19 protein-coding genes and 1 pseudogene are annotated in these 21,302 nt (G+C 61.4%); 12 read left to right on the top strand and 8 right to left on the bottom strand.

Going from position 1 to position 21,302, the window contains the following annotated elements:
* Positions 1–25 precede the first annotated feature (25 nt).
* The 3 genes from fepC to fepD are packed head-to-tail and all read right to left on the bottom strand — an operon-like array spanning position 26 to position 2,819.
* Entirely contained in the window at positions 26–826 is an 801-nt protein-coding gene (gene fepC / locus QRD42_RS18665; protein ID WP_321987834.1) for an iron-enterobactin ABC transporter ATP-binding protein, read from the bottom strand.
* Positions 823–1,815 carry an iron-enterobactin ABC transporter permease gene (gene fepG / locus QRD42_RS18660; RefSeq protein ID WP_321987833.1) on the bottom strand — a complete coding sequence of 331 codons (993 nt, stop codon included), beginning with the start codon at positions 1,813–1,815 and terminating at the stop codon, positions 823–825. Before fepG ends, fepC begins: the two co-directional genes overlap by 4 nt.
* Complete coding sequence (gene fepD / locus QRD42_RS18655; protein WP_321987832.1) at positions 1,812–2,819, bottom strand: Fe(3+)-siderophore ABC transporter permease; 1,008 nt, start codon at positions 2,817–2,819, stop codon at positions 1,812–1,814. Before fepD ends, fepG begins: the two co-directional genes overlap by 4 nt.
* Positions 2,820–2,932: 113 nt before the next feature.
* On the opposite strand from fepD, the gene entS reads away from it, so the two are divergent.
* A complete protein-coding gene (gene entS, locus QRD42_RS18650; protein WP_321987831.1) occupies positions 2,933–4,174 on the top strand; it encodes an enterobactin transporter EntS in 1,242 nt (413 codons plus the stop codon).
* Here entS and fepB read toward each other — a convergent pair.
* Positions 4,147–5,085: a Fe2+-enterobactin ABC transporter substrate-binding protein gene (fepB, locus tag QRD42_RS18645; RefSeq protein WP_412176424.1), complete on the bottom strand. Its 939-nt coding sequence runs from the start codon at positions 5,083–5,085 to the stop codon at positions 4,147–4,149. The two genes, entS and fepB, sit on opposite strands and share 28 nt — an antisense overlap.
* A 207-nt stretch (positions 5,086–5,292) precedes the next feature.
* Here fepB and entC point away from each other — a divergent pair, with 207 nt between their 5' ends.
* The 5 genes from entC to entH are packed head-to-tail and all read left to right on the top strand — an operon-like array spanning position 5,293 to position 10,124.
* Positions 5,293–6,468 (top strand): isochorismate synthase EntC, encoded by a 1,176-nt coding sequence (gene entC / locus QRD42_RS18640; protein WP_321987830.1) that lies wholly within the window; start codon positions 5,293–5,295, stop codon positions 6,466–6,468.
* A 9-nt stretch (positions 6,469–6,477) separates the two neighbouring features.
* Complete coding sequence (entE, locus tag QRD42_RS18635; RefSeq protein WP_072569264.1) at positions 6,478–8,088, top strand: (2,3-dihydroxybenzoyl)adenylate synthase EntE; 1,611 nt, start codon at positions 6,478–6,480, stop codon at positions 8,086–8,088.
* A 13-nt stretch (positions 8,089–8,101) separates the two neighbouring features.
* Entirely contained in the window at positions 8,102–8,953 is an 852-nt protein-coding gene (locus QRD42_RS18630) for an isochorismatase (protein ID WP_318376897.1), read from the top strand.
* On the top strand, positions 8,953–9,708 hold the full coding sequence (entA, locus tag QRD42_RS18625; RefSeq protein WP_321987829.1) for a 2,3-dihydro-2,3-dihydroxybenzoate dehydrogenase EntA: 756 nt from the start codon (positions 8,953–8,955) through the stop codon (positions 9,706–9,708). Before QRD42_RS18630 ends, entA begins: the two co-directional genes overlap by 1 nt.
* A gap of 2 nt (positions 9,709–9,710) precedes the next feature.
* A complete protein-coding gene (gene entH / locus QRD42_RS18620; protein WP_072569261.1) occupies positions 9,711–10,124 on the top strand; it encodes a proofreading thioesterase EntH in 414 nt (137 codons plus the stop codon).
* 19 nt (positions 10,125–10,143) lie between these two features.
* Here the strand turns inward: entH and QRD42_RS18615 are convergent, their stop codons facing one another.
* The 3 genes from QRD42_RS18615 to QRD42_RS18605 are packed head-to-tail and all read right to left on the bottom strand — an operon-like array spanning position 10,144 to position 12,438.
* The gene (locus QRD42_RS18615) at positions 10,144–11,256 is read right to left on the bottom strand and encodes a M20 family metallopeptidase (protein WP_072569260.1); all 1,113 of its coding nucleotides are present in this window, start codon (positions 11,254–11,256) and stop codon (positions 10,144–10,146) included.
* A 13-nt stretch (positions 11,257–11,269) separates the two neighbouring features.
* Complete coding sequence (locus QRD42_RS18610) at positions 11,270–11,734, bottom strand: YjiG family protein (protein ID WP_072569259.1); 465 nt, start codon at positions 11,732–11,734, stop codon at positions 11,270–11,272.
* Positions 11,731–12,438 (bottom strand): nucleoside recognition domain-containing protein, encoded by a 708-nt coding sequence (locus QRD42_RS18605; protein ID WP_321987828.1) that lies wholly within the window; start codon positions 12,436–12,438, stop codon positions 11,731–11,733. Before QRD42_RS18605 ends, QRD42_RS18610 begins: the two co-directional genes overlap by 4 nt.
* Before the next feature lie 350 nt (positions 12,439–12,788).
* Between QRD42_RS18605 and cstA the strand changes: the two genes are divergently transcribed.
* Both cstA and QRD42_RS18595 read left to right on the top strand, forming a co-directional pair.
* The gene (gene cstA, locus QRD42_RS18600) at positions 12,789–14,894 is read left to right on the top strand and encodes a pyruvate/proton symporter CstA (protein WP_321987827.1); all 2,106 of its coding nucleotides are present in this window, start codon (positions 12,789–12,791) and stop codon (positions 14,892–14,894) included.
* Between the two features lie 60 nt (positions 14,895–14,954).
* Positions 14,955–15,152, top strand: coding sequence for a YbdD/YjiX family protein (locus QRD42_RS18595; protein ID WP_321987826.1), 198 nt, complete (start codon positions 14,955–14,957; stop codon positions 15,150–15,152).
* Positions 15,153–15,154: 2 nt separating this feature from the next.
* Here QRD42_RS18595 and QRD42_RS18590 read toward each other — a convergent pair whose 3' ends face one another.
* Positions 15,155–16,243: an oxidoreductase gene (locus QRD42_RS18590; protein WP_072569255.1), complete on the bottom strand. Its 1,089-nt coding sequence runs from the start codon at positions 16,241–16,243 to the stop codon at positions 15,155–15,157.
* A 161-nt stretch (positions 16,244–16,404) separates the two neighbouring features.
* Between QRD42_RS18590 and QRD42_RS18585 the strand changes: the two genes are divergently transcribed.
* The 4 genes and pseudogenes from QRD42_RS18585 to QRD42_RS18570 all read left to right on the top strand — a co-directional run.
* Complete coding sequence (locus tag QRD42_RS18585; RefSeq protein WP_321987825.1) at positions 16,405–17,907, top strand: sugar ABC transporter ATP-binding protein; 1,503 nt, start codon at positions 16,405–16,407, stop codon at positions 17,905–17,907.
* Positions 17,904–18,899, top strand: coding sequence for an ABC transporter permease (locus QRD42_RS18580; RefSeq protein ID WP_321987824.1), 996 nt, complete (start codon positions 17,904–17,906; stop codon positions 18,897–18,899). The genes QRD42_RS18585 and QRD42_RS18580 overlap by 4 nt, the downstream gene beginning before the upstream one ends.
* 23 nt (positions 18,900–18,922) lie before the next feature.
* Positions 18,923–19,984 (top strand): annotated as a pseudogene (locus QRD42_RS18575) (sugar ABC transporter substrate-binding protein); the annotation flags it as partial.
* Between the two features lie 121 nt (positions 19,985–20,105).
* Positions 20,106–21,302, top strand: a 1,197-nt coding sequence (locus QRD42_RS18570) for an LVIVD repeat-containing protein (RefSeq protein ID WP_321987823.1), incomplete at its 3' end; no start/stop codon positions are given.

The following is a 21,302-nucleotide window of genomic DNA, read 5'->3' as shown; positions in this document are numbered from 1 at the left end:
CGCAGCGCCGCCGGGCGCAGCAAACCTACCGTAGCCCGCGCCCGAGCGGCACCACCAGCGGCGTATGGGCCACCGGATCCTCAATAATCACGCAGCGCATCCCGTAAATTTTCTCGATCAGCTCGGCCGTCACAATCTCTTTCGGCGCGCCCTGCGCCACAATCTTCCCGTCCCGCAGCGCAATCAGATGCGTGGCATAGCGACAGGCCTGATTGAGATCGTGCAGCACGGCAGCCAGCGTATAGCCCTGCTCGCGATTCAGCTCGCTTAACAGCTCCAGCACGTCAATCTGATAGCTGATGTCCAGCCAGGTGGTCGGCTCATCAAGCAGCATGATCGCCGTTTCCTGCGCCAGCACCATGGCGATCCACGCCCGCTGACGCTGCCCGCCGGAAAGCGTGTCCACGCTCTGCCCGGCCAGCGCCGTAACGCCGGTGGCCTCCATCGCTCGTTGCACCGCCGCTTCATCCTCTGCCCGCCAGCGGGTAAACAGCGGCTGATGCGGATAGCGCCCGCGCGCCACCAGCTCCTGCACCGTAATATCCCCCGGCGTGGTGGCGTTCTGCGCCAGTAGTCCAATGCGGCGGGCCACCTCTTTACTGTTGAAACGCTGGATCTGCTCGCCGTCGAGATAAACATGCCCCTGCGCCGGGGTCATCAGGCGGCTTAAGGTGCGCAGCAGCGTCGATTTTCCGCAGCCGTTGGGGCCGATAATGGCGGTGAAATGCCCGTCGGGCAGAGTGACGTTCAGGTTTTCGGCAACGATTTTTTTGCCATAGCCGAGGGTTAAGGCCTCGCCGCGCAAACGGGCATCTGAGAAAGTCATCTTTTGCGGGACTCCTTAATTAACAGGGCGATGAGATAAATCCCGCCCAGGCTCACGGTCACCACGCCGACCGGAAGTTGATAGGGTACAAACAGCCGCTGGGCGCAGAGATCGGCGGCCAGCAACAGCAATGCGCCGCACAGCGCCGCCTGGGTCAGCCCCCAGCGCGCGGTGCCGCTGATACGCCGCGCGATGTGCGGCGCGACCAGCGCAATAAAAGAGATCGGGCCGGTCAGGGCGGTAGAGGCGGCGGTCAGCACCACCGCCACCAGCATCATCAGCAGGCGGGAACGCTCAACGCTGACCCCCAGCGCGCAGGCGCTGTCATCGCCCATTTCCAGTAGCCGCATACGGCGCACCAGCAGCGCGGCGCAGACAAACATCACCAGCAGTACCGGCGCGGCGGGCAGGGTTTTCGCCCACGTCAGACCATTGAGCGATCCGGCGTTCCACAGCCCGGCGGTAAAGGCCGTCTCAAGGGATGCCTGCAACAGCAGCCAGGTATTGAAGGCCACCAGCATGGCGCGCACGCCGATGCCGATAATAATCAGCCGGAAGGTTTCAATGCCGTTGCGCCACGCCAGCAGCCAGACCACCAGCGAGGTGAGAATACCGCCTGCCATCGCCGCCAGCGCAATGGCCGTCAGATGCTGGCCGAAAAATACCATGGCGATCAGCACGCCGCTCCATGCCCCGGTGTTAAAGCCCATCACGTCAGGGCTGCCGAGCGGGTTACGCATCAGCGACTGGAAAATGGCCCCGCTGATCCCCAGCGCCGCGCCGGTCAGCAGGGCGATGACGACACGTGGCAGACGCCACTCATTGACCACCAGCATAATACCGCGCGGCGCATCGCCGGTGAGGGCGGCAAACACCTGAGAAAACGTCAGCGGCACCGCGCCGCTTTGCAGACTCCACACCGCCACCAGCAGACAGGCGATCGCCAGCAGCAGGCAGCTTAAAATCAGACGACGGGAAGGGGCGTTCACCAGCCACCTCCGCGACGATGGCGGCGTACCAGCCAGATCAGCACAGGCGCGCCGATAAAGGCGCTGACCACCGATACCCTCAGCTCGCCGGGCACCAGCAGACGGCCAATAACATCGGCAAACAGCAGCAGGGCAGGGGTGGCGATCAGCGTGACCGGCAGCGACCAGCGGTGATCCGCCCCCACCAGCCAGCGCGCCATATGCGGCATCATCAGGCCAATAAAGGCAATCGGGCCGACCACCGCCGTGGCGCTGCCGCACAGCACGGTGATCGCCAGTAAGCCCAGCAACTGCGTGCGCGCCACGCGGCTACCAAGCGCCGTGGCGGTATCCGTGCCGAGACTGAGGCTGTTCAGCGCCCGGCTTTGCAGCAGGGCGATGCCTGCGGCGATGAGTACCGGCAGCAGGACGATTTTCAGGGTGTGGATCTGCCGCACGTCCAGCGATCCGGCCTGCCAGAAGCGCAGCTGATCGTAAACATCGGGGTTGAGCAGCGCGATGCCGCTGGATAAACCTTCCAGCACCGCGCCCAGCGCGACGCCCGCCAGCGTCAGCCGCACCGGGCTGAGCTGCCCGCCGCCCGCGCTGCCGGTAAAGGCCACCACTAATGACGCCGCCAGCGCGCCGCTAAAGGCCAGCGCCAGCTGTTCATGGGGCGAGGTTAAGCCGAGCAGCGCCGCGCCCAGCACGATGGCGAAGCTGGCGCCGGCGTTCACGCCGAGCAGACCGGGATCGGCCAGCGGGTTGCGGGTCAGGGTTTGCATCAGCGCGCCGGCAAGACCCAGCGCGCCGCCGGCCAGCAGTCCGGCCAGGGTACGGGGCAGACGGGCATCCAGCACGATAGTGCAGTCCGCGGTCTGGCAACTGCCCGTGAAGGCGTCCATGACGGCGGAAAAGGGCAGGGGTTTCGCCCCGATAAGTAAGCTGAGCGCAGCCGCAAGGAGCAGCAATAACAATAACCCGGTCACGATAATCGGACGCGCCAGGCTGAGCGAAAAAGACATCACAACGTCCTTGAGTTGATAATGATAGTAGTTATCGTTATCGATCTTGTTCGGGTATGTTAGCATGTGCGGCCATTGAAAAGGTATGAGAAATCGCAATAAAAGGCCCTGTAATGAACCGACAATCCTGGCTGCTCAACATGAGCCTGCTGAAAACCCACCCGGCATTCCGCGCGGTATTTATCGCCCGTTTTATCTCCATTTTATCCCTCGGTTTGCTGGGCGTCGGCGTGCCGGTGCAGATCCAGGCGATGACCCACTCCAGCGCGCTGGTGGGCCTTGCGGTCACCCTGACCGGCGGGGCGATGTTTGTCGGGCTGATGGTGGGCGGCGTGCTGGCGGATCGCTATGAGCGTAAGCGCCTGATCCTGATCGCGCGCGGCACCTGCGGGCTGGGTTTTATCGGCCTGGCCATTAATGCGGCGCTGCCGGAACCCTCGCTGGTGGCGATTTATCTGCTCGGTTTGTGGGACGGCTTTTTTGGCGCGCTTGGCGTCACGGCGCTGCTGGCGGCGACGCCCGCGCTGGTCGGGCGTGAGAATCTGATGCAGGCGGGGGCGATCACCATGCTGACCGTACGCCTGGGCTCAGTGATCTCCCCGCTGTGCGGCGGCCTGCTGCTGGCGTCCGGCGGTGTGGTGTGGAACTACGGGCTGGCGGCGGCGGGGACCTTTCTCACTACCCTGACGCTGCTGCGTTTACCCTTGCTGCCTCCGCCGCCGCAACCGCGGGAACATCCGCTGAAATCCCTGCTGGCGGCCTTTCAGTTTTTACTGCGCAGTCCGCTGATCGGCGGCATTGCGCTGCTCGGCGGGCTGCTGACCATGGCGAGCGCCGTGCGCGTGCTTTATCCGGCGCTGGCGGTGAACTGGCAGATGTCGCCATCGGAAATCGGCCTGCTGTATGCCGCCGTTCCGCTCGGTGCGGCGCTGGGGGCGCTGACCAGCGGCAATATGGCGCAGCGTGCGCGTCCGGGGGCGATTATGCTGTTGACCACCGTCGCCGCTTTTGTGGCGGTGGCGCTGTTCAGCCTGATGCCCGTCTGGGGGCTGGGGGTGTTGTTCCTCGCGCTCTTTGGCTGGCTGAGCGCGGTGAGTTCGCTGTTGCAGTACACGCTGATCCAGACGCAAACCCCCGAGGCGATGCTCGGGCGCATTAACGGCTTATGGACGGCGCAGAACGTCACCGGCGATGCTATCGGCGCGGCACTGCTCGGCGGTATGGGGGCGCTGATGACGCCAGCGGCCTCCGCCAGTGCTGGCGGGTGGGTGCTGGCGGTCATCGGACTGCTGCTGGTGGTGCTACTGAAAGAGTTACGCCGTTTCCATCAGCCAAACAGCGTGGCGAACCGCTGAAGCAGCAGCGTCACGCTGTAAAAGTCGAGGCGGAAGGTTTCGCTGCCCAGCGCGTAAACGCGTTTGTTTTTCACCGCGCTGAGATGACTTAACAGCGGGTTGGCTTCAATGGCCGCGGCGTCGTTGTCGTCATTGGCGAATAAAAACAGCGCTTCGCCGTTCAGCCCCGCCGCCAGATTTTCGCCGCCCAGCTGCACGATGTCATGGCGTTTACCCTGGCTCTGGCTGGCGTTCAGCCCCTCCGGCAGGGTGGCGAGCGTAAAGCCAAGCTGGGCTAACAGCTGCCCCTGCGCGGAATCGCGGGTCCACAGATTGGCGCTGTGCGCCGCCCGGTGATAGACCAGCGCGCTTACCGGCTGCGGCGGCAGGGTGATCTTCTGCTTTACCGCCGCCAGTTGCGTATTGAATTCGTCGATGCGCGCCTGCGCCTGTTTCTCCTGGCCGGTGATCTCGCCGAGCTGCGTCAGCAGCGCCTGCCAGCTTTTATCGTCGTAATTGATGACCAGCGTCGGCGCGATGGCGGAGAACTGATCGTACAACGCCAGCGCAGAGTCGCCGCCGGTGGCGCTGACGAGGATCAAATCGGGCATCTGCGCCGCCACGGCTTCTGCGCTGGCCTCACCGATATAGAGCCGTGAAACCTGACGCTGTTTTGCTATCTGTCCCCACTGGCGCAGAAAGCCCTGATCGTCGGCAAAGCGGTTATTCGGCGTGGTCGCGCCGCTGGCGATCACCGGCGCATCAATGGCGAGCAGCGATCCAGTGAGCGTCACGCTGGTGGAAACAATACGCAGCGGTTTGCTTTCCAGAGTATGAGTGCCCCGGCTGTCAGTCACCTGACGCGGCCATCCGGCGGCGTGGCTTGCGGAAAGTCCTAAAACGAAAAGGCTGAGCGCCAGCACAGCATGCAGGCGTAACGAAGCAAATCTCACGGCGTGGTATCCTGTATTTATTGCAGTTAATGCTTCTCATTTTCATCATTGTGCGAAGCGGATGCAAGCGTTAGCCGCAGAAGTTGCATCAACCAGAGTTGACACTGCTGACAATAACTTTTAGCTTACCGACCAAAATATAAATGATAATTATTCTTAATGCCTTTATCATTTTCGGAGGAAGATATGGATACGTCAGTGGCAGAGGGGATCGCGCAGCGTACAGACGCGTTGTCGCCCGACCGGTTTTTCTTTATGTCGCCGTACCGCAGCTTTACCACGTCCGGCTGCTTTGCGCGCTTCTCAGAGCCTGCCGTTAACGGCGATGACCTGCACAGCCCGTTCCAGCGCAAACTGGCGGCGGCCTTTGCGCAGGCCAAAGCCCAGGGCATTGCAAAACCGGTGATGGTAGGGGCGATCCCGTTTGATACCACGCAGCCGTCGGCGCTCTTTATTCCGCAGTCCTGGCAGACGTTCACCCGTCCGGCAAAGCAGCATTCCGCGCGCTATTTCCAGGGCAGCCCGACGCCGAACGTGGTTTCGCGCCAGGCCATTCCGGAGCAGGACGCCTTTATGGCGATGGTGGCGGAAGCCGCACGCCTGACCGCCACGCCGACCGTTGACAAGGTGGTGCTCTCGCGACTGATTGACATTGCCACCGACGCCCGGGTTGACAGCGGGGCGCTGCTGGAACGGCTGATCGCGCAGAATCCGGCGAGCTTTAACTTCCATGTGCCGCTGCCGGATGGCGGCGTGCTGCTCGGTGCCAGCCCGGAGCTGCTGCTGCGTAAAGAAGATGAGCGGTTCAGTTCGCTGCCGCTGGCAGGCTCGGCCCGTCGTCAGCCGGATGACATGCTGGATCGCGAGGCCGGTAACAAACTGCTGGCCTCGGAGAAAGATCGTCACGAACACGATCTGGTGGTGCAGGCGATGAAAACCGTGCTCACGCCGCGCAGCCGTGAACTGGCGATCCCCGCCTCGCCGCAGCTGGTGAATACCCCGACGCTGTGGCATCTGGCGACGCCGGTCGAAGGTCTCGCCGCCGGTGAAGAAAACGCCCTGTCGCTGGCCTGTCTGCTGCACCCGACCCCGGCGCTGAGCGGCTTCCCGCATCAGGTGGCGAAGCGCGTCATCGCGGAACTTGAGCCGTTCAACCGCGAGCTGTTCGGCGGCATCGTCGGCTGGTGTGATGAGCAGGGCAATGGCGAGTGGGTGGTGACCATTCGCTGCGCGCGCATCCAGGATCGTAACGTTCGCCTGTTTGCCGGGGCGGGCATTGTGCCTGCGTCGTCCCCGGCGGCGGAGTGGCGCGAAACCGGCGTCAAACTCTCCACCATGCTTAATGTTTTTGGTCTGAATTAAGGAGCGATCATGACCCTTCCTTTTACCCGCTGGCCGGATGACTTCGCCCGCCGTTATCGTGAAAAAGGCTACTGGCAGGATCTGCCGCTGACCGACATTCTCACCCGTCATGGGCAGTCTGACCGCACGGCGGTGATTGAAGGCGAGCGCGCGTTAAGCTACCGCGAGCTGGATCAGGCGTCGGATAACCTCGCCTGCGCGCTGACGGCGCAGGGCATTCGCCATGGCGACACCGCGCTGGTGCAGCTGGGCAACGTCGCGGAGTTTTACATCACCTTTTTTGCGCTGCTGAAAATGGGCGTCGCGCCGGTCAATGCGCTCTTCAGCCATCAGCAGAGTGAACTCAACGCCTATGCCGCGCAGATCCGCCCGGCGCTGGTGATCGCCGATCGCGAACATAAACTGTTCCAGGATGACAGCTTCCTGAATGGCTTTGTCGCCGAACATGCCAGCGTGCGCGTGGTGCTGTTGCGTAACGACCAGGGCGAACATGCCTTACAGGCGGCCATTGAACGCCCGGCGGACGGTACGCCTCTGTTGCCGACCCCTGCCGATGAAGTGGCGTTTTTCCAGCTATCCGGCGGCAGTACCGGCACGCCGAAGCTGATCCCGCGCACTCATAACGATTACTACTACAGTATCCGCCGCAGCAACGAGATCTGTGAATTTACCGCCGACACGCGCTATCTGTGCGCGCTGCCTGCCGCCCATAACTATCCGCTCAGCTCCCCCGGCGCGCTGGGGGTATTTCTCGCAGAAGGCTGTGTGGTGCTGGCGGCGGATCCAAGCGCCACGCTCTGCTTCCCGCTGATCGAAAAACATCAGATTAACGTCACCGCGCTGGTACCGCCCGCCGTCAGCCTGTGGTTGCAGGCAATTGCCGAGTGGGGCAGCAATGCGCAGCTGGCGTCGCTGAAGCTGTTGCAGGTGGGCGGCGCGCGTCTGTCCGCCACCCTTGCCGCGCGTATTCCGGCGGAGATCGGCTGTCAGTTACAGCAGGTGTTCGGCATGGCGGAAGGGCTGGTGAACTATACCCGCCTGGATGATGGCCCGGCGCGGGTGAACCACACCCAGGGCCGCCCGATGTGCCCGGACGATGAAGTGTGGGTCGCCGATGAACAGGGCAATCCGCTGCCCACCGGCGAAGTGGGCCGCCTGATGACCCGCGGGCCCTATACCTTCCGCGGCTACTTTAACAGCCCGGAGCACAATGCCAGCGCCTTCGACGCGAATGGCTTTTACAGCTCCGGCGATCTGATCTCCATTGACGCCGACGGCTATATCACCGTGCAGGGGCGCGAAAAAGATCAGATTAACCGCGGCGGAGAGAAAATCGCTGCCGAAGAGATTGAAAACCTGCTGCTGCGCCATCCGGCGGTGATCCACGCCGCGCTGGTGAGCATGGAAGACAGCCTGCTGGGCGAGAAAAGCTGCGCGTATCTGGTGGTGCGCCAGCCGGTGCGTCCGGTGGAGATACGCCGTTTTCTGCGCGAGCAGGGCGTGGCGGAATTTAAGCTACCGGATCGCGTGGAGTGCGTGGACGCGCTGCCGCTGACCCCGGTCGGCAAAGTTGATAAGAAGAAACTGCGTCAGATGCTGGCTGAAAAGTCACAGGCGTAACACTGGAGAAGAGATGGCTATCCCGAAATTAACCGGCTATGCGCTGCCCGCCGCGGCAGAGATCCCGCACAACAAAGTGAACTGGGCCTTTGAGCCTGAGCGCGCCGCATTGCTTATCCACGATATGCAGGACTATTTCGTCAACTTCTGGGGCGATAACTGCCCGATGATGGAACAGGTGGTGGCGAACATCGCCGCGCTGCGCCAGTTCTGCAAACAGCAGGGCATTCCGGTTTATTACACCGCGCAGCCCAAAGAGCAGAGCGACGAAGATCGCGCGCTGCTGAACGACATGTGGGGGCCGGGCCTGACCCGCAAACCGGAAGAACAACAGGTGGTGGCGGCCCTTGCGCCTGACGCAGACGACACCGTGCTGGTGAAGTGGCGCTACAGCGCGTTTCACCGCTCCCCGCTTGAGCAAATGCTGAAAGAGACCGGGCGTAACCAGCTGCTGATCACCGGCGTGTATGCCCATATCGGCTGCATGACCACCGCCACCGATGCCTTTATGCGCGACATCAAGCCGTTTATGGTCGCCGATGCGCTGGCGGATTTCAGCCGCGACGAGCACCTGATGGCGCTTAACTACGTGGCGGGACGTTCAGGCCGCGTGGTGATGACCGACGAACTGCTGCCGGTACCGCTGACTAAGGACGCGCTGCGTGCGCAGATCCTGCCGCTGCTGGATGAGTCTGACGTGCCGCTGGATGATGACAACCTGATCGATTACGGTCTGGATTCGGTGCGCATGATGGCGCTCGCCGCCCGCTGGCGCAAAGTCTACAGCGATATTGATTTCGTGATGCTGGCGAAAAACCCGACCCTTGACGCCTGGTGGGCGCTGCTCTCCCGCGAGGTGAAATAATGGCGGGGCTGGATTTTAGCGGCAAAACCATATGGGTGACCGGGGCCGGTAAAGGCATCGGTTACGCCACCGCGCTGGCCTTTGCCGATGCGGGCGCGCTGGTGACCGGCTTCGATCTGGACTTTCCGCAGGCGGATTATCCCTTCGCCTGCGAGCGGCTGGATATTGCCGATGCCGCACAGGTGGCGGACACCTGCCAGCGTCTGCTGGCGCATACTCCACGGCTGGACGTGCTGGTGAACGCCGCCGGGATTTTGCGCATGGGCGCGACCGATGCCCTCAGCCTTGCCGACTGGCAGCAGACCATGGCGGTGAACGTCGGCGGGGCCTTTAATCTCTTTCAGCAGACCATGCCAATATTCCGCGCCCAGAAGGGCGGGGCGATTATCACCGTCGCCTCCGACGCCGCGCACACGCCGCGTATGGGAATGAGCGCTTATGGCGCGTCGAAGGCGGCGCTGAAAAGCCTGACCCTGACCGTCGGGCTGGAGCTGGCCGCCAGCGGCGTGCGCTGTAATCTCGTCTCCCCCGGCTCCACGGATACCGACATGCAGCGTACGCTGTGGACCAGCGACGACGCGGAACAGCAGCGCATTCGCGGTTTCGGCGAGCAGTTCAAGCTCGGCATTCCGCTGGGGAAAATCGCCAGACCTGAGGACATCGCCGGTACCGTGCTGTTTCTGGCGTCCGATCTGGCAGGGCACATCACCTTGCAGGATCTGGTGGTGGATGGCGGTTCGACGCTGGGAGCATAAGCATGATCTGGAAACGTCATTTATCCCTCGACGAACTGAACGCCACCAGCGCCAACACCATGGTGGCGCATCTGGGCATTGTCTATACCCGTCTCGGGGATGAGGTGCTGGAAGCGGTGATGCCGGTGGATGCGCGCACTCATCAGCCGTTCGGCCTGCTGCACGGCGGCGCGTCGGCGGCGCTGGCGGAAACTCTGGGTTCGATGGCCGGTTTTCTGATGACCCGCGACGGGCAGTGCGTGGTGGGCACGGAGCTGAACGCCACGCATCACCGCCCGGTATCGCAGGGCAGGGTGCGCGGCGTTTGCCAGCCGCTGCACCTCGGACGGCAAAGCCAGAGCTGGGAAATCGTGGTGTTTGACGAGCAGGGACGGCGCTGCTGCACCTGTCGGTTAAGTACGGCGGTGATGGGGTAGTCCCCATCACCAGCGCCATTTACAGCATCGACACAATCCGCTTCAGCAGCCTGATACGCGGCTCGATGGAAGCGATATCCAGCCATTCCGCCGGGCTGTGAAAGCCCGCGCCGACCGGGCCTAAGCCGTCCAGCGTCGGAATGCCGAGCGCGGCAATATGGTTGGCGTCGCTGCCGCCGCCCACCGCCTGCCAGGTCACCGGAATGCCTTCTGCCGCACCCGCCTGTTCCACCAGCGCCATCAGCGCGGCGGTACCCTCGCTTGCCGCCATCGCCGGTTTGTAGTTCACGCGCGTCAGGGTGGTGGTCACACCGTCAAGAAAACCTTCAGCGCACAGCGCTTCCAGCCGGGCGTGGACGCGATCGTATTCGCTGTTTTCCCAATAGCGCAGATCCAGCTCGGCGGTGGCATGGTCGGCCACTACATTAGACGCGCTGCCGCCGCTGATCACGCCGATATTCAGCGTGGTGCCGCGCGGCATATCCGCCAGCGCATTAATGGCGATCACCGCATTTGCCAGCGCGGTAATGGCGGAGCGGCCTTTTTCCGGATCGTTACCCGCATGGGCGGCGACGCCGCTGAAGGTCAGTTGATAACCGGCCAGCCCTTTACGCGCTTTCACCAGCGAACCGTCGGCGCGCGCCGCTTCGCATACCAGCACCACCCGCGCGGTGCTTGCCAGGCTGCTTAGCCAGGCTTCCGAGTGCACCGAGCCGGTCTCTTCGTCCGGGTTCATCGCCACCGCAATGCTCAGGCGATGTTTATCGGCGGCGGGCAGTTCGCGCATCGCCTGGAGAATATTCAGCAGCCCGCTTTTCATGTCCGAGACGCCAGGCCCGTACAGGCGGCTGTCGTCGCGGCTCATCGGGCGTTGGGCGACTGTACCCGCCGGAAACACGGTGTCCATATGGCCGACCAGCAGCACATCATAATGGGTGGCCTGCGGCTGATTGGTCACCAGCAGTCCCGGCCCTACCGCAGTGCCGAGATCAACGGTAGTCACATGCCAGCCTTCCTGACGCCACAGCGCCGCCAGTCTGTCGGCGACCTGCGCCACGCCCTGCACGCATTGCGTGCCGCAATCGACGTTGACCAGGCTTTCCAGTTCAGCAATATAGTGTTCGATATTCATAAGACATCCTGTTCTAGATAATGATACGCATCAGTAACATAGCGATGAAGGCGTTGATAACCGAGATCACGATCATCAGCGGAATGCGGCGGGCGCTGGTGCCAATCACCCCGAGAATGCGCCCGAGGTACTGTACCTGCGATCCCATCAGGTAAATGGCCGGGGCCATGATCGCCAGATGTTCGCCGGTGATAATGCCCTTATCGAATAAGCCGATGGCGACGCCAATTCCGCCGCCCATCGACATCCAGCCGCCGATCAGCACCGCCGCCGCTTCGCCCGGCAGCCCGAACAGCCCCATCAGCGGGGAGAAAATCAGCCCCAGTCCCTTCAGCGCGCCGGTGATCTCCAGCGCTTTGATGATGATAAATGCCATCACCACGTTGGGCAGCGTGCTGGTGGTGGCGATATTCCAGCCCTTGCGCGCCCCTGCGACAAACACATCGGTAATAACGGGATTAGAGGTCGGATGGCTCATTGTGCAGCTCCTTGCGCGGCGCTTTTTTTCTGCGTGAAGCGGATAAGCAGGCGCATCAGGTTTGCGCCGACAATTTTCATGACGAACATCACCAGAATACACATGCCGATAGAAGTGGGTACGGCGGTGCTGCCATCGGCGGCGATGAGCGTAAAGAGGATGGCGCCTGAGGAGAAAAAGTTAGTGATCATCGCTCCGGCGGAAAACTGGAACATGGCGAACACGTCTTTTTCGTTTTCATCCAGCTGGCCTTCATCCGCCAGATTTCGGGTTAATGACGCTCCGACGTCGGTGCTTTGCAGGCTGCCGATCAGCGCCAGCCCGGTGGTGCCCGGCAGCCCCAGCAGCGGGCGCAGCAGCGGCGTAAGCAGGCGGCGGGCGGCGTTCAGCGCGCCGTAATGCTCAAGCACGTTAATCATCCCCAGCGCAAACATCACCGCCGGGATCAGCCCAAGGGCGAACAGAAAGCCGTCCATCGCCCCGTTACCGCCGACGCCGCGAAAGGCGCTGGTGGTGGTTTTCAGCGTTTCGCCGTTCTGGCTGACGCCGGACACCACTTTGCCAAAAGCGCCGTTCAGGGTGGTGAAGTCAAACACCCCGTACCACTCTTTACCGCCCAGCAGCCCTGAGAAAAACACCGCTGCAAAGGCCAGCGCGAAGTAGGCCATGGGACCCGGTTTACGATCGTCTGGTGTTACATCCATTTGCTTCTCCTTGATTAAATAAATCCTCACAAACTTAACGGATTATCCGTGATGGGCCGGGCAAAAACCGTGAAGCAAGCCGTTGACTCCTATAGAAAATTGCTAAAAAGCCATAAATCAGAATAACGACCGAGGTTGTACCAGCTGGCGGGGAGGGCGGAATGTTACGCCGGATCTGAAACGCGGCGGCTGTTGCAGCCTGACGACCTGCGCAGAGTGATCGCCGTAACACTGTGGAGTAAATAGGCGGGGCTGACAGGCGTTTTTAAGGTTTCAACATTGTTAAAAGCAGGCGGTTGATATAGATACAAAATGTAACATCTCTCTGTCTCAGCCAACGGATACCGATTATGCAAAATTCAGGGAAATACCTCATATGGGCCGCGCTCTCTGTTGTTGGCGCCTTCGCCCTGGGCTATATCGCATTAAACCGTGGTGAACAGATCAACGCCCTGTGGATTGTGGTGGCGGCGGTCTGTATTTATCTGATTGCTTATCGTTTTTATGGACAGTATATCGCCCGCACGGTGCTGGCGGTGGATGCCACACGCATGACGCCCGCGGTGCGGCATAACGACGGTCTGGACTATGTGCCGACCGATAAAAAAGTGCTGTTCGGTCATCATTTTGCGGCCATTGCCGGGGCAGGGCCGCTGGTGGGGCCGGTGCTGGCGGCGCAGATGGGCTATCTGCCGGGGATGATCTGGATCCTCGCAGGCGTGGTGCTGGCGGGTGCCGTGCAGGATTTTATGGTGCTGTTCGTTTCCACGCGCCGCGACGGACGATCCCTCGGCGAGCTGGTGAAAGAGGAGATGGGGCCGACCGCCGGGGTGATTGCGCTGGTGGCATGCTTTATGATCATGGTGATCATCCTCGCGGTGCTGGCGATGATCGTGGTGAAAGCCCTGACCCACAGCCCCTGGGGGACTTACACCGTTGCCTTTACCATTCCGCTGGCGCTCTTTATGGGGATCTATATTCGTTATCTGCGTCCGGGACGCATTGGCGAAGTGTCGGTGATTGGCCTGGTGTTTCTGGTGTTCGCTATCATCTCCGGCGGCTGGGTGGCAGACAGCCCGACCTGGGCGCCGTACTTTGACTTTACCGGCGTGCAACTGACGTGGATCCTCGTGGGCTACGGCTTTGTGGCGGCGGTGCTGCCGGTGTGGCTGCTGCTGGCGCCGCGCGATTACCTTTCCACTTTCCTGAAAATCGGCACCATTGTCGGGCTGGCGATTGGCATTCTGATTATGCGCCCGACCCTGACCATGCCCGCGCTGACGAAATTTATCGACGGCACCGGGCCGGTGTGGACGGGCAACCTGTTCCCGTTCCTGTTTATTACCATTGCCTGTGGCGCGGTGTCCGGCTTCCATGCGCTGATCGCTTCCGGCACCACGCCGAAAATGCTGGCGAATGAAAACCAGGCCTGTCTGATCGGTTACGGCGGCATGCTGATGGAGTCGTTCGTGGCGATCATGGCGCTGGTGTCGGCCTGTATTATCGATCCGGGCGTCTACTTCGCGATGAACAGCCCGATGGCGGTGCTGGCACCGGCGGGGACTGCTGACGTAGTGGCATCGGCGGCGCAGGTGGTCAGCGGCTGGGGCTTTAGTATTACCCCGGAAACGCTCACGCAAATTGCTAATGAAGTGGGCGAGCAGTCGATCATTTCCCGTGCGGGCGGCGCACCGACGCTGGCGGTAGGGATGGCGTACATTCTGCACGGCGCGCTCGGCGGCCTGATGGACGTCTCCTTCTGGTATCACTTTGCCATCCTGTTTGAAGCGCTGTTTATCCTCACGGCAGTGGATGCGGGAACGCGCGCCGCACGCTTTATGTTGCAGGATCTGCTGGGGGTGATAAGCCCGGGGCTGAAGCGTACCGATTCGCTGCCCGCTAACCTGCTGGCGACGGCGCTCTGCGTACTGGCGTGGGGTTATTTCCTGCACCAGGGCGTGGTGGATCCGCTGGGCGGTATCAATACCCTGTGGCCGCTGTTCGGCATCGCCAACCAGATGCTGGCGGGGATGGCGCTGATGCTCTGCGCGGTAGTGCTGTTCAAAATGAAGCGTCAGCGTTATGCGTGGGTGGCGCTGCTGCCGACCGCCTGGCTGCTGATCTGCACCCTCACGGCGGGCTGGCAGAAGGCGTTCAGCCCGGATGCGAAAGTGGGCTTCCTGGCGATCGCCAACCGCTTCCAGGGCATGATCGACAGCGGTAACATCCCGGCGCAGTACACCGCCGCACAGTTGCGTCAGCTGGTGTTCAACAACCGTCTCGATGCCGGGCTGACCATCTTCTTTATGGTGGTTGTGGTGGTACTGGCGTTTTACTCCATTAAAACCGCGCTGGCGGCAATGAAGGTCGATCGTCCTACGGCTAATGAGACGCCGTATGAGCCGATGCCGGCAAATGTCGATCAGATTGTGACGCAGGCGAAAAGCGCGCGCTGATGCGGTAACGCCCGGCGCTCTGGTAAGAGTGCCGGGCCAAAATATCCTAACGGAGTCACTATGTTCGATACGCTTTCTAAAGCCGGAAAATACCTGGGCCAGGCCGCGAAGCTGATGATCGGCGTGCCGGACTACGATAACTATGTCGAGCACATGCGCCAGAACCACCCCGATCAGCCACCGATGACCTATGAAGAATTCTTCCGCGATCGGCAGGACGCGCGCTACGGCGGCAAAGGCGGCGCGCGCTGCTGTTAAGATCAGCGGCTGAGATTTTCCACTTTTTCAAAGGCCGCACGCAGGGAGGCGGGGGTCACCGGCACCGGTAGCGCGTGGATGGATTCCACCGGGCGCAGGGTGTGGACGATCACTTTATCCAGTTCGGCGGCGTTGTGAATATCCACCTCCAGTTGTGCCAGGGTGGTGGGCAGGTTGAAACGTTTATAGGCGGCGATGAGCTGCGCCAGTACCTCGTCCTGGCCGAGCAGGGCGCTCTGCACCAGAATGCCGTAGGCGACTTTGGTGCCGTGCAGGTATTTCTCGGTTTGCGGCAGCACGGTCAGCCCGTTATGCACCGAATGCGCCGCCGCCACGCGGGTATAGCGCTCGCCCAGGCCGCCCACCATGCCGCCGCCGGCGATGATGGCGTCCACCACATCGCGAAATGCCTGCGTCACCTCGCCCCGTGCCTGATCCGCCAGCGCCGCTTCACTGCTTTCCAGCAGCACATCGCGGATCGCCAGCGCGCCGTTGATGCCAAGCCGTACCGTCAGCGGCAGGCTTTCCGGTTCAGGGGCCAGCACCACCGCTTCATACCACTTCGCCAGGGTGTCGCCGATGCCCGCCAGCAGGTACTCCGCCGGGGCGTCAAGAATGATCTGCGGCTCTACCAGCACAAGGAAATTGGCGTCGTCGAAAATCTCAAAATGCAGCGCCTGTCCGGCGTCGTTATACCAGACGGAGAGCGGCGTCCAGGCCGCGCAGGTGGCGGCGATGGTCGGAATGGCCACCACCGGCAGCGCCAGACGACGCGCCACCGCTTTCACGGTATCCAGCAGCGCACCGCCGCCGAGGCCTATCACCACGCTGCGATCTTCTCCCGACTGCGCCACCAGCTCCGCGACATCGCGCTCGCTGCAATGGCCTTTAAACAGCAGGTGCTTTGCTCCCGGCGTATGAAAACTTTCCGGCAGGTACGGCGTGGCGGCGGCGATGGCACGTTCGCCGTAGATCCAGACCGCGCGGGAAAGCTGTTCGGGGGTATAAAAATCATGCAGGCGCGCCAGGCTGCCGGCGTGGGAATAGTAGTTGGCGGGGCCGGGTACGACGCGAATATCGGTGTTGCTCATGAGTGTGTCCTTGTGCGTGATCGCTAACCTGATGTTATGTCTGGACATCCGGATGGCTAATAATATTTTGCTTTATCTTATGCCTTTTCCGTAGTTGTCAGTCAAGCCGCGCTGTGAAAAATTCATGAAATCAATCTATTAATGACAGGGATCTCCAGCGAATGAGCGTTAACCATCTCGACATGCGCGCCATCACGCTCGCCTTTGCCGGTGTCAGAGCGCTGTCGCAGGTCGATTTTACCCTGCGCGGCGGCTCGGTTCATGCCCTGACCGGGGCGAACGGCGCGGGCAAATCCACGCTGATGGCGGTGCTGTGCGGCACCCACGATCATTACGAAGGGGAGATCGCCATCAATAACCAGGTGGTGTCCATTCGTTCGCCCCGCGACGCAAAACAGTTGGGTATTCATCTGGTGCAGCAGGAAGTGGACGTGGCGCTGATCCCCGGCCTGTCGATTGCGGAAAACATTATGCTCGACCGGCTGGCGGAGCCGGGCCATGCGTATCACTGGTCGAAAGTGCGTCAGCAGGCGCGTGCTGCGCTGGCGCAGCTGGATGTAACTCTGGACGTGCGACGCCCGATTGACAGCTGCACGCTGGCCGAAAAACAGCAAATTTTGCTGGCGCGCGCCCTGTCGCACCGCTGCCGTTTTTTGATCCTCGATGAACCCACAGCCCCCCTCGATCAGCACGAAAGCGAGCGGCTGTTTGCGGTGGTCAAACGCCTGCAACAGCAGGGGATCGCCGTGGTGTTTATCTCGCACCGCATTCATGAACTGAAAGCCATCTGCGACACCTTAACGGTGCTGCGGGACGGCAGGCTGATCGAATCCGGGCCAATGGACAATCTGCGCGGCGAGGAGATCGTCGAGAAGATGCTGGGTCATGAGCTGAGCGATATTTACCCGCCGAAACGCGCCCGCCACAGCGACGAGACCTTGCTGCGGGTGGAGGGGCTGCATGATGAGGGCCTGTTAAAAGACATCTCTTTGCAACTGCGCAAGGGCGAGATTTTAGGCATTGCCGGGCTGGCGGGCGCAGGCAAAACCGAGCTGTGCAAGGCGCTGTTCGGCGCCAGCAAAAGCCGTATCACCCGCGGGGAGCTTAACAGCCAACCGTGGAAACCGCGCGATCCGGCGGATTCTGTACTGCGCGGCATCGCGCTGGTGCCGGAGGAGCGCCGCAAGGAGGGCATTTTCATCGACGAATCGGTGAGCATGAATCTGGCGGTCAGCGCAGACAACAGCTTCTCCCGGGGCGGGATCTTCAGCCATCGCAAGGCCTGGCGCTGGGCGCAGGAGGTGATCGCCCGCACCGGCGTGCGCACCACCGGACCAGCGCAACTGCTGCGGCGGCTTTCCGGCGGCAATCAGCAGAAAGTGGCGATTGGCAAATGGCTGCGCGGTAACGCGAACGTACTGATTTTTGATGAGCCGACCAAAGGCGTGGACGTGAAAGCTAAAACCGATCTGTTTCAGCTTATCGACGGCCTGGCGCGGGAAGGGAAGGGCGTGATCTACGCCTCAGGCGAGTTCGCCGAGCTGGTGGGACTGTGCGACCGCATCTGCGTGTTGTGGGACGGCAAAATCGTGGCGGAGATCGCCGGGGCGGACGCCCGTGAAGAGACATTACTTTATTATTCGACCGGAGGTACGGCGTCGTGAGCAAGGCCCTTTCAGTGAATGCGACGGCATCGGGCCGTCAGCAGTTTTTCGATTTTCTTTATAAATGGGGCATGTTGCTGACCGTGGTGGTGCTGATCGCCGTGTTTGGCCTCGCCTCGGATAACTTCCTCGATCCGTTCAACATCATCAATATTCTGCGCTCCATTGCCATTGTCACGGTGATCGCCATCGGCGTGTCCATTTCCCTCACCGTGGGCGGTTTTGACCTGTCGGTAGGATCGACGGCGTCGCTGGCAAACGCGCTGGTGATTTCGCTGTTTGTCTGGCACGGATTTGGCACCACGGAAGCCATTCTGGTGACGCTGACGCTCTGTACGCTGGTGGGGCTGTTCAACGCCTTTCTCATCGTCGTGCTGCGTATTCCCGACATGCTCGCCACGCTCGGCAGCCTGTTCGTTATTCAGGGCGTGGCGATGACGTACAGCTACGGCGGCTCGATCACGCAAAACATGCTGCTGCCGAGCGGCGAAATGGCGGAAGGGCTGATCCCGGAGGGTTTTGCGCTGCTCGGCCAGGTGCCGGTGATAGTCATCATCATGCTGGTGGTCACGGTGCTGGCGCAGCTGGCGCTGTCGCTGACCACACATGGTCGCCGTATGTACGCCATCGGCGGCAACCCGGAAGCGGCGCGCCTGTCCGGTATTCGCACCACGCGCTACAAAGTGGCGGCCTATGTTATTGCCTCGCTGCTGGCCGGGCTGGGCGGGATTTTACTGGCCTCGCGCATTGGCTCTTCGCAGGTAAACGCGGGCGGCGGCTATCTGATGGATGCGGTGGCGGCGGCGTGGATCGGCTTTTCGCTCGCGGGCTCCGGTAAACCCAATGCGCTCGGTACGCTGGTTGGCGCGGTCATCCTCGGCGTGCTGTCGAACGGGCTGGTGATGCTGTCAGTGCCCTATTACGCCATGGACATTATTAAGGGGCTGGTGCTGGCCGGCGCTCTTGCACTCACTTATTTCCAGCGCCGTTAATTCATTATTCAGGGGAAACAGAGATGAAAAAATTTGCACTGTCACTGCTGGCGCTGGGCTTACTGAGTTCAGTACCGGGTTATGCCGCCACGCCTGCGCCGGTTCCGGCCGCCATCGCCAATCACAATGGCCCAATCCGTATTGCGGTCATTCGTAACCTTGGCTCCGACGATAACACGACGCAGTTTGTCTCCGGGGCGCTGACGGAAGGCAAAAAGCTCGGCTTTAAAATCAGCACCTTTTTAAGTAACGGCGATGACGCCAGGTTCCAGGATTTCGTGAACCAGGCCATCAGCCAGAAATACGACGGCATTATTCTCTCTCAGGGGCGCGACCCTTATTCCACCGATCTGGTGAAAAAAGCGGTGGACGCAGGCATTGCGGTGTCGGTATTTGATACGGCGGTGAAAGGGGAGATCCCGGGCGTGACCGTTACCCAGCAGGATGATGCCTCCCTGACGGATCTGTCGTTTGGCGAACTGGTGAAAGACTTCAACGGCAAGGCGAACATCATCAAACTGTGGGTAGCCGGTTTCCCACCGATGGAGCGTCGCCAGGCGGCCTATCAGGAACTGCTGAAGCAGCATCCGGGCATCAAAGAGCTGGAATCCATTGGTGCGGTGTCGTCAGACGTACAGGGCGATACCGCCAACAAAGTGGGCGCGGTGCTGGCGAAATACCCGAAAGGGCAGATCGACGCCATCTGGGGCACCTGGGACGCCTTCAGCCAGGGCGCATATAAAGCGCTGAAAGAGAATGGCCGTACCGAGATCAAACTCTACAGCATCGACATCTCCAATCAGGATTTACAGCTGATGCGTGAGGCGGGCAGCCCGTGGAAAGTGAGCGTGGCGGTGGATCCGAAGCTGATTGGCGCCACCAACGTGCGGCTGATCGCCAATAAGATCGCCGGTGAGAAAACGCCTGCCACCTATGACTTTAAAGCCGCCGCCATTCCGCAGGCGCTGCTGGCGAGCCAGCCGGGCAATGTGAACGTCGCGGCGCTGGGCAAAATTATTCCGGGCTGGGGCCAGACGGAAGACTTTATTGCACCGTGGTTTGCAACGCTGGAAGCGAAGCAGAARTMATGTTGCCCGGTGGCGCTCGCGCTTACCGGGCCTACAAAATCCCATGGTCGAAATCATGTAGGCCGGTGCAAGCGCAGCGCCGCCCGGCGAAATGGCAACATCGTAACAAGGAAACAACGTGGCTTCTCATTTACCCACTCCCGACTACAGCCGCAATATGCGCCTCATTGGCCACAGCGATCAGGGCGGTCGTCCGGACGGCGTACAGCTGATGGTGCATCGCGGCTATGCGTATATCGGCCATATGGTGTCGCAGGGCTTTTCCATTGTGGACGTGCGCAATCCTGCCAACCCGAAACCCGCCGGTTATATCCCTGCGCCGCCGGGCACCTGGAACGTGCATTTACAGGCCCACGACGATCTGCTGCTGGTGATCAACGCCCGGGATCTGTTCGCCGACGCGCGTTTTGCTGATGAGAAGGTCTACTACAGCCGACAGGTCGGCGATACGGTGCGCGATGTGCAGGACAAAGACTGGAGCGCCGGGCTGCGCATTTTTGATATTTCCACACCCGACAAACCGCGTGAAATCAGCTTCCTGTCGCTGAACGGCATTGGCATTCACCGTATCTGGTACGTCGGCGGACGCTGGGCTTACGTCTCGGCGCTGATTGACGGCTTCACCGATTATATTTTCCTGACTATCGATCTGGCGGACCCGCGCAAACCAGAGGTCGCCGGGCGCTGGTGGCTGCCGGGGATGCATCAGGCGGCGGGGGAAACCCCGCAGTGGCCGGAAGGCAAACGCTATGCGCTGCATCACGCGATTATCGCCGGGGACACCGCCTACGGCAGCTGGCGCGACGGCGGACTGACGCTGCTGGACGTGAAAGATCGCACCCGCCCAACGCTCATCAGCCACCGCAACTGGAGCCCGCCCTTTGGCGGCGGCACGCATACCGCGCTGCCGTTACCGGACAGGGATCTGCTGGTGGTGCTGGATGAGGCGGTGCTCGACAATCAGGAGGATGGCGAAAAGCTGATCTGGCTGTTTGATATTCGCGAGCCGTCAAATCCGGTGAGTATTGCCACTTTCCCGCAGCCAAATGAAACTGACTACGTGGCGAAGGGCGCGCACTTCGGGCCGCATAACCTGCATGAAAACCGGCCTGGCAGCTTTGTCAGCTCAACGCTGATCTTTGCCACTTACCAGAATGCTGGCGTGCGTGCCTATGACATCTCGGATCCGTATCGCCCGGTGGAAACCGGCGCGCTGGTGCCTGCCGCACCGACTACCATGATGGACACTCGGCCCGGACGCCCGCAGGTGATCCAGTCCTGCGACGTGTTTGTCGACGCGGCGGGGATTATTTAT

It is taken from the genome of Enterobacter sp. PGRG2, from assembly GCF_030291195.1.
GTDB lineage: Bacteria > Pseudomonadota > Gammaproteobacteria > Enterobacterales > Enterobacteriaceae > Enterobacter_D.
This window is presented reverse-complemented; position numbering and strand designations above follow the sequence as displayed.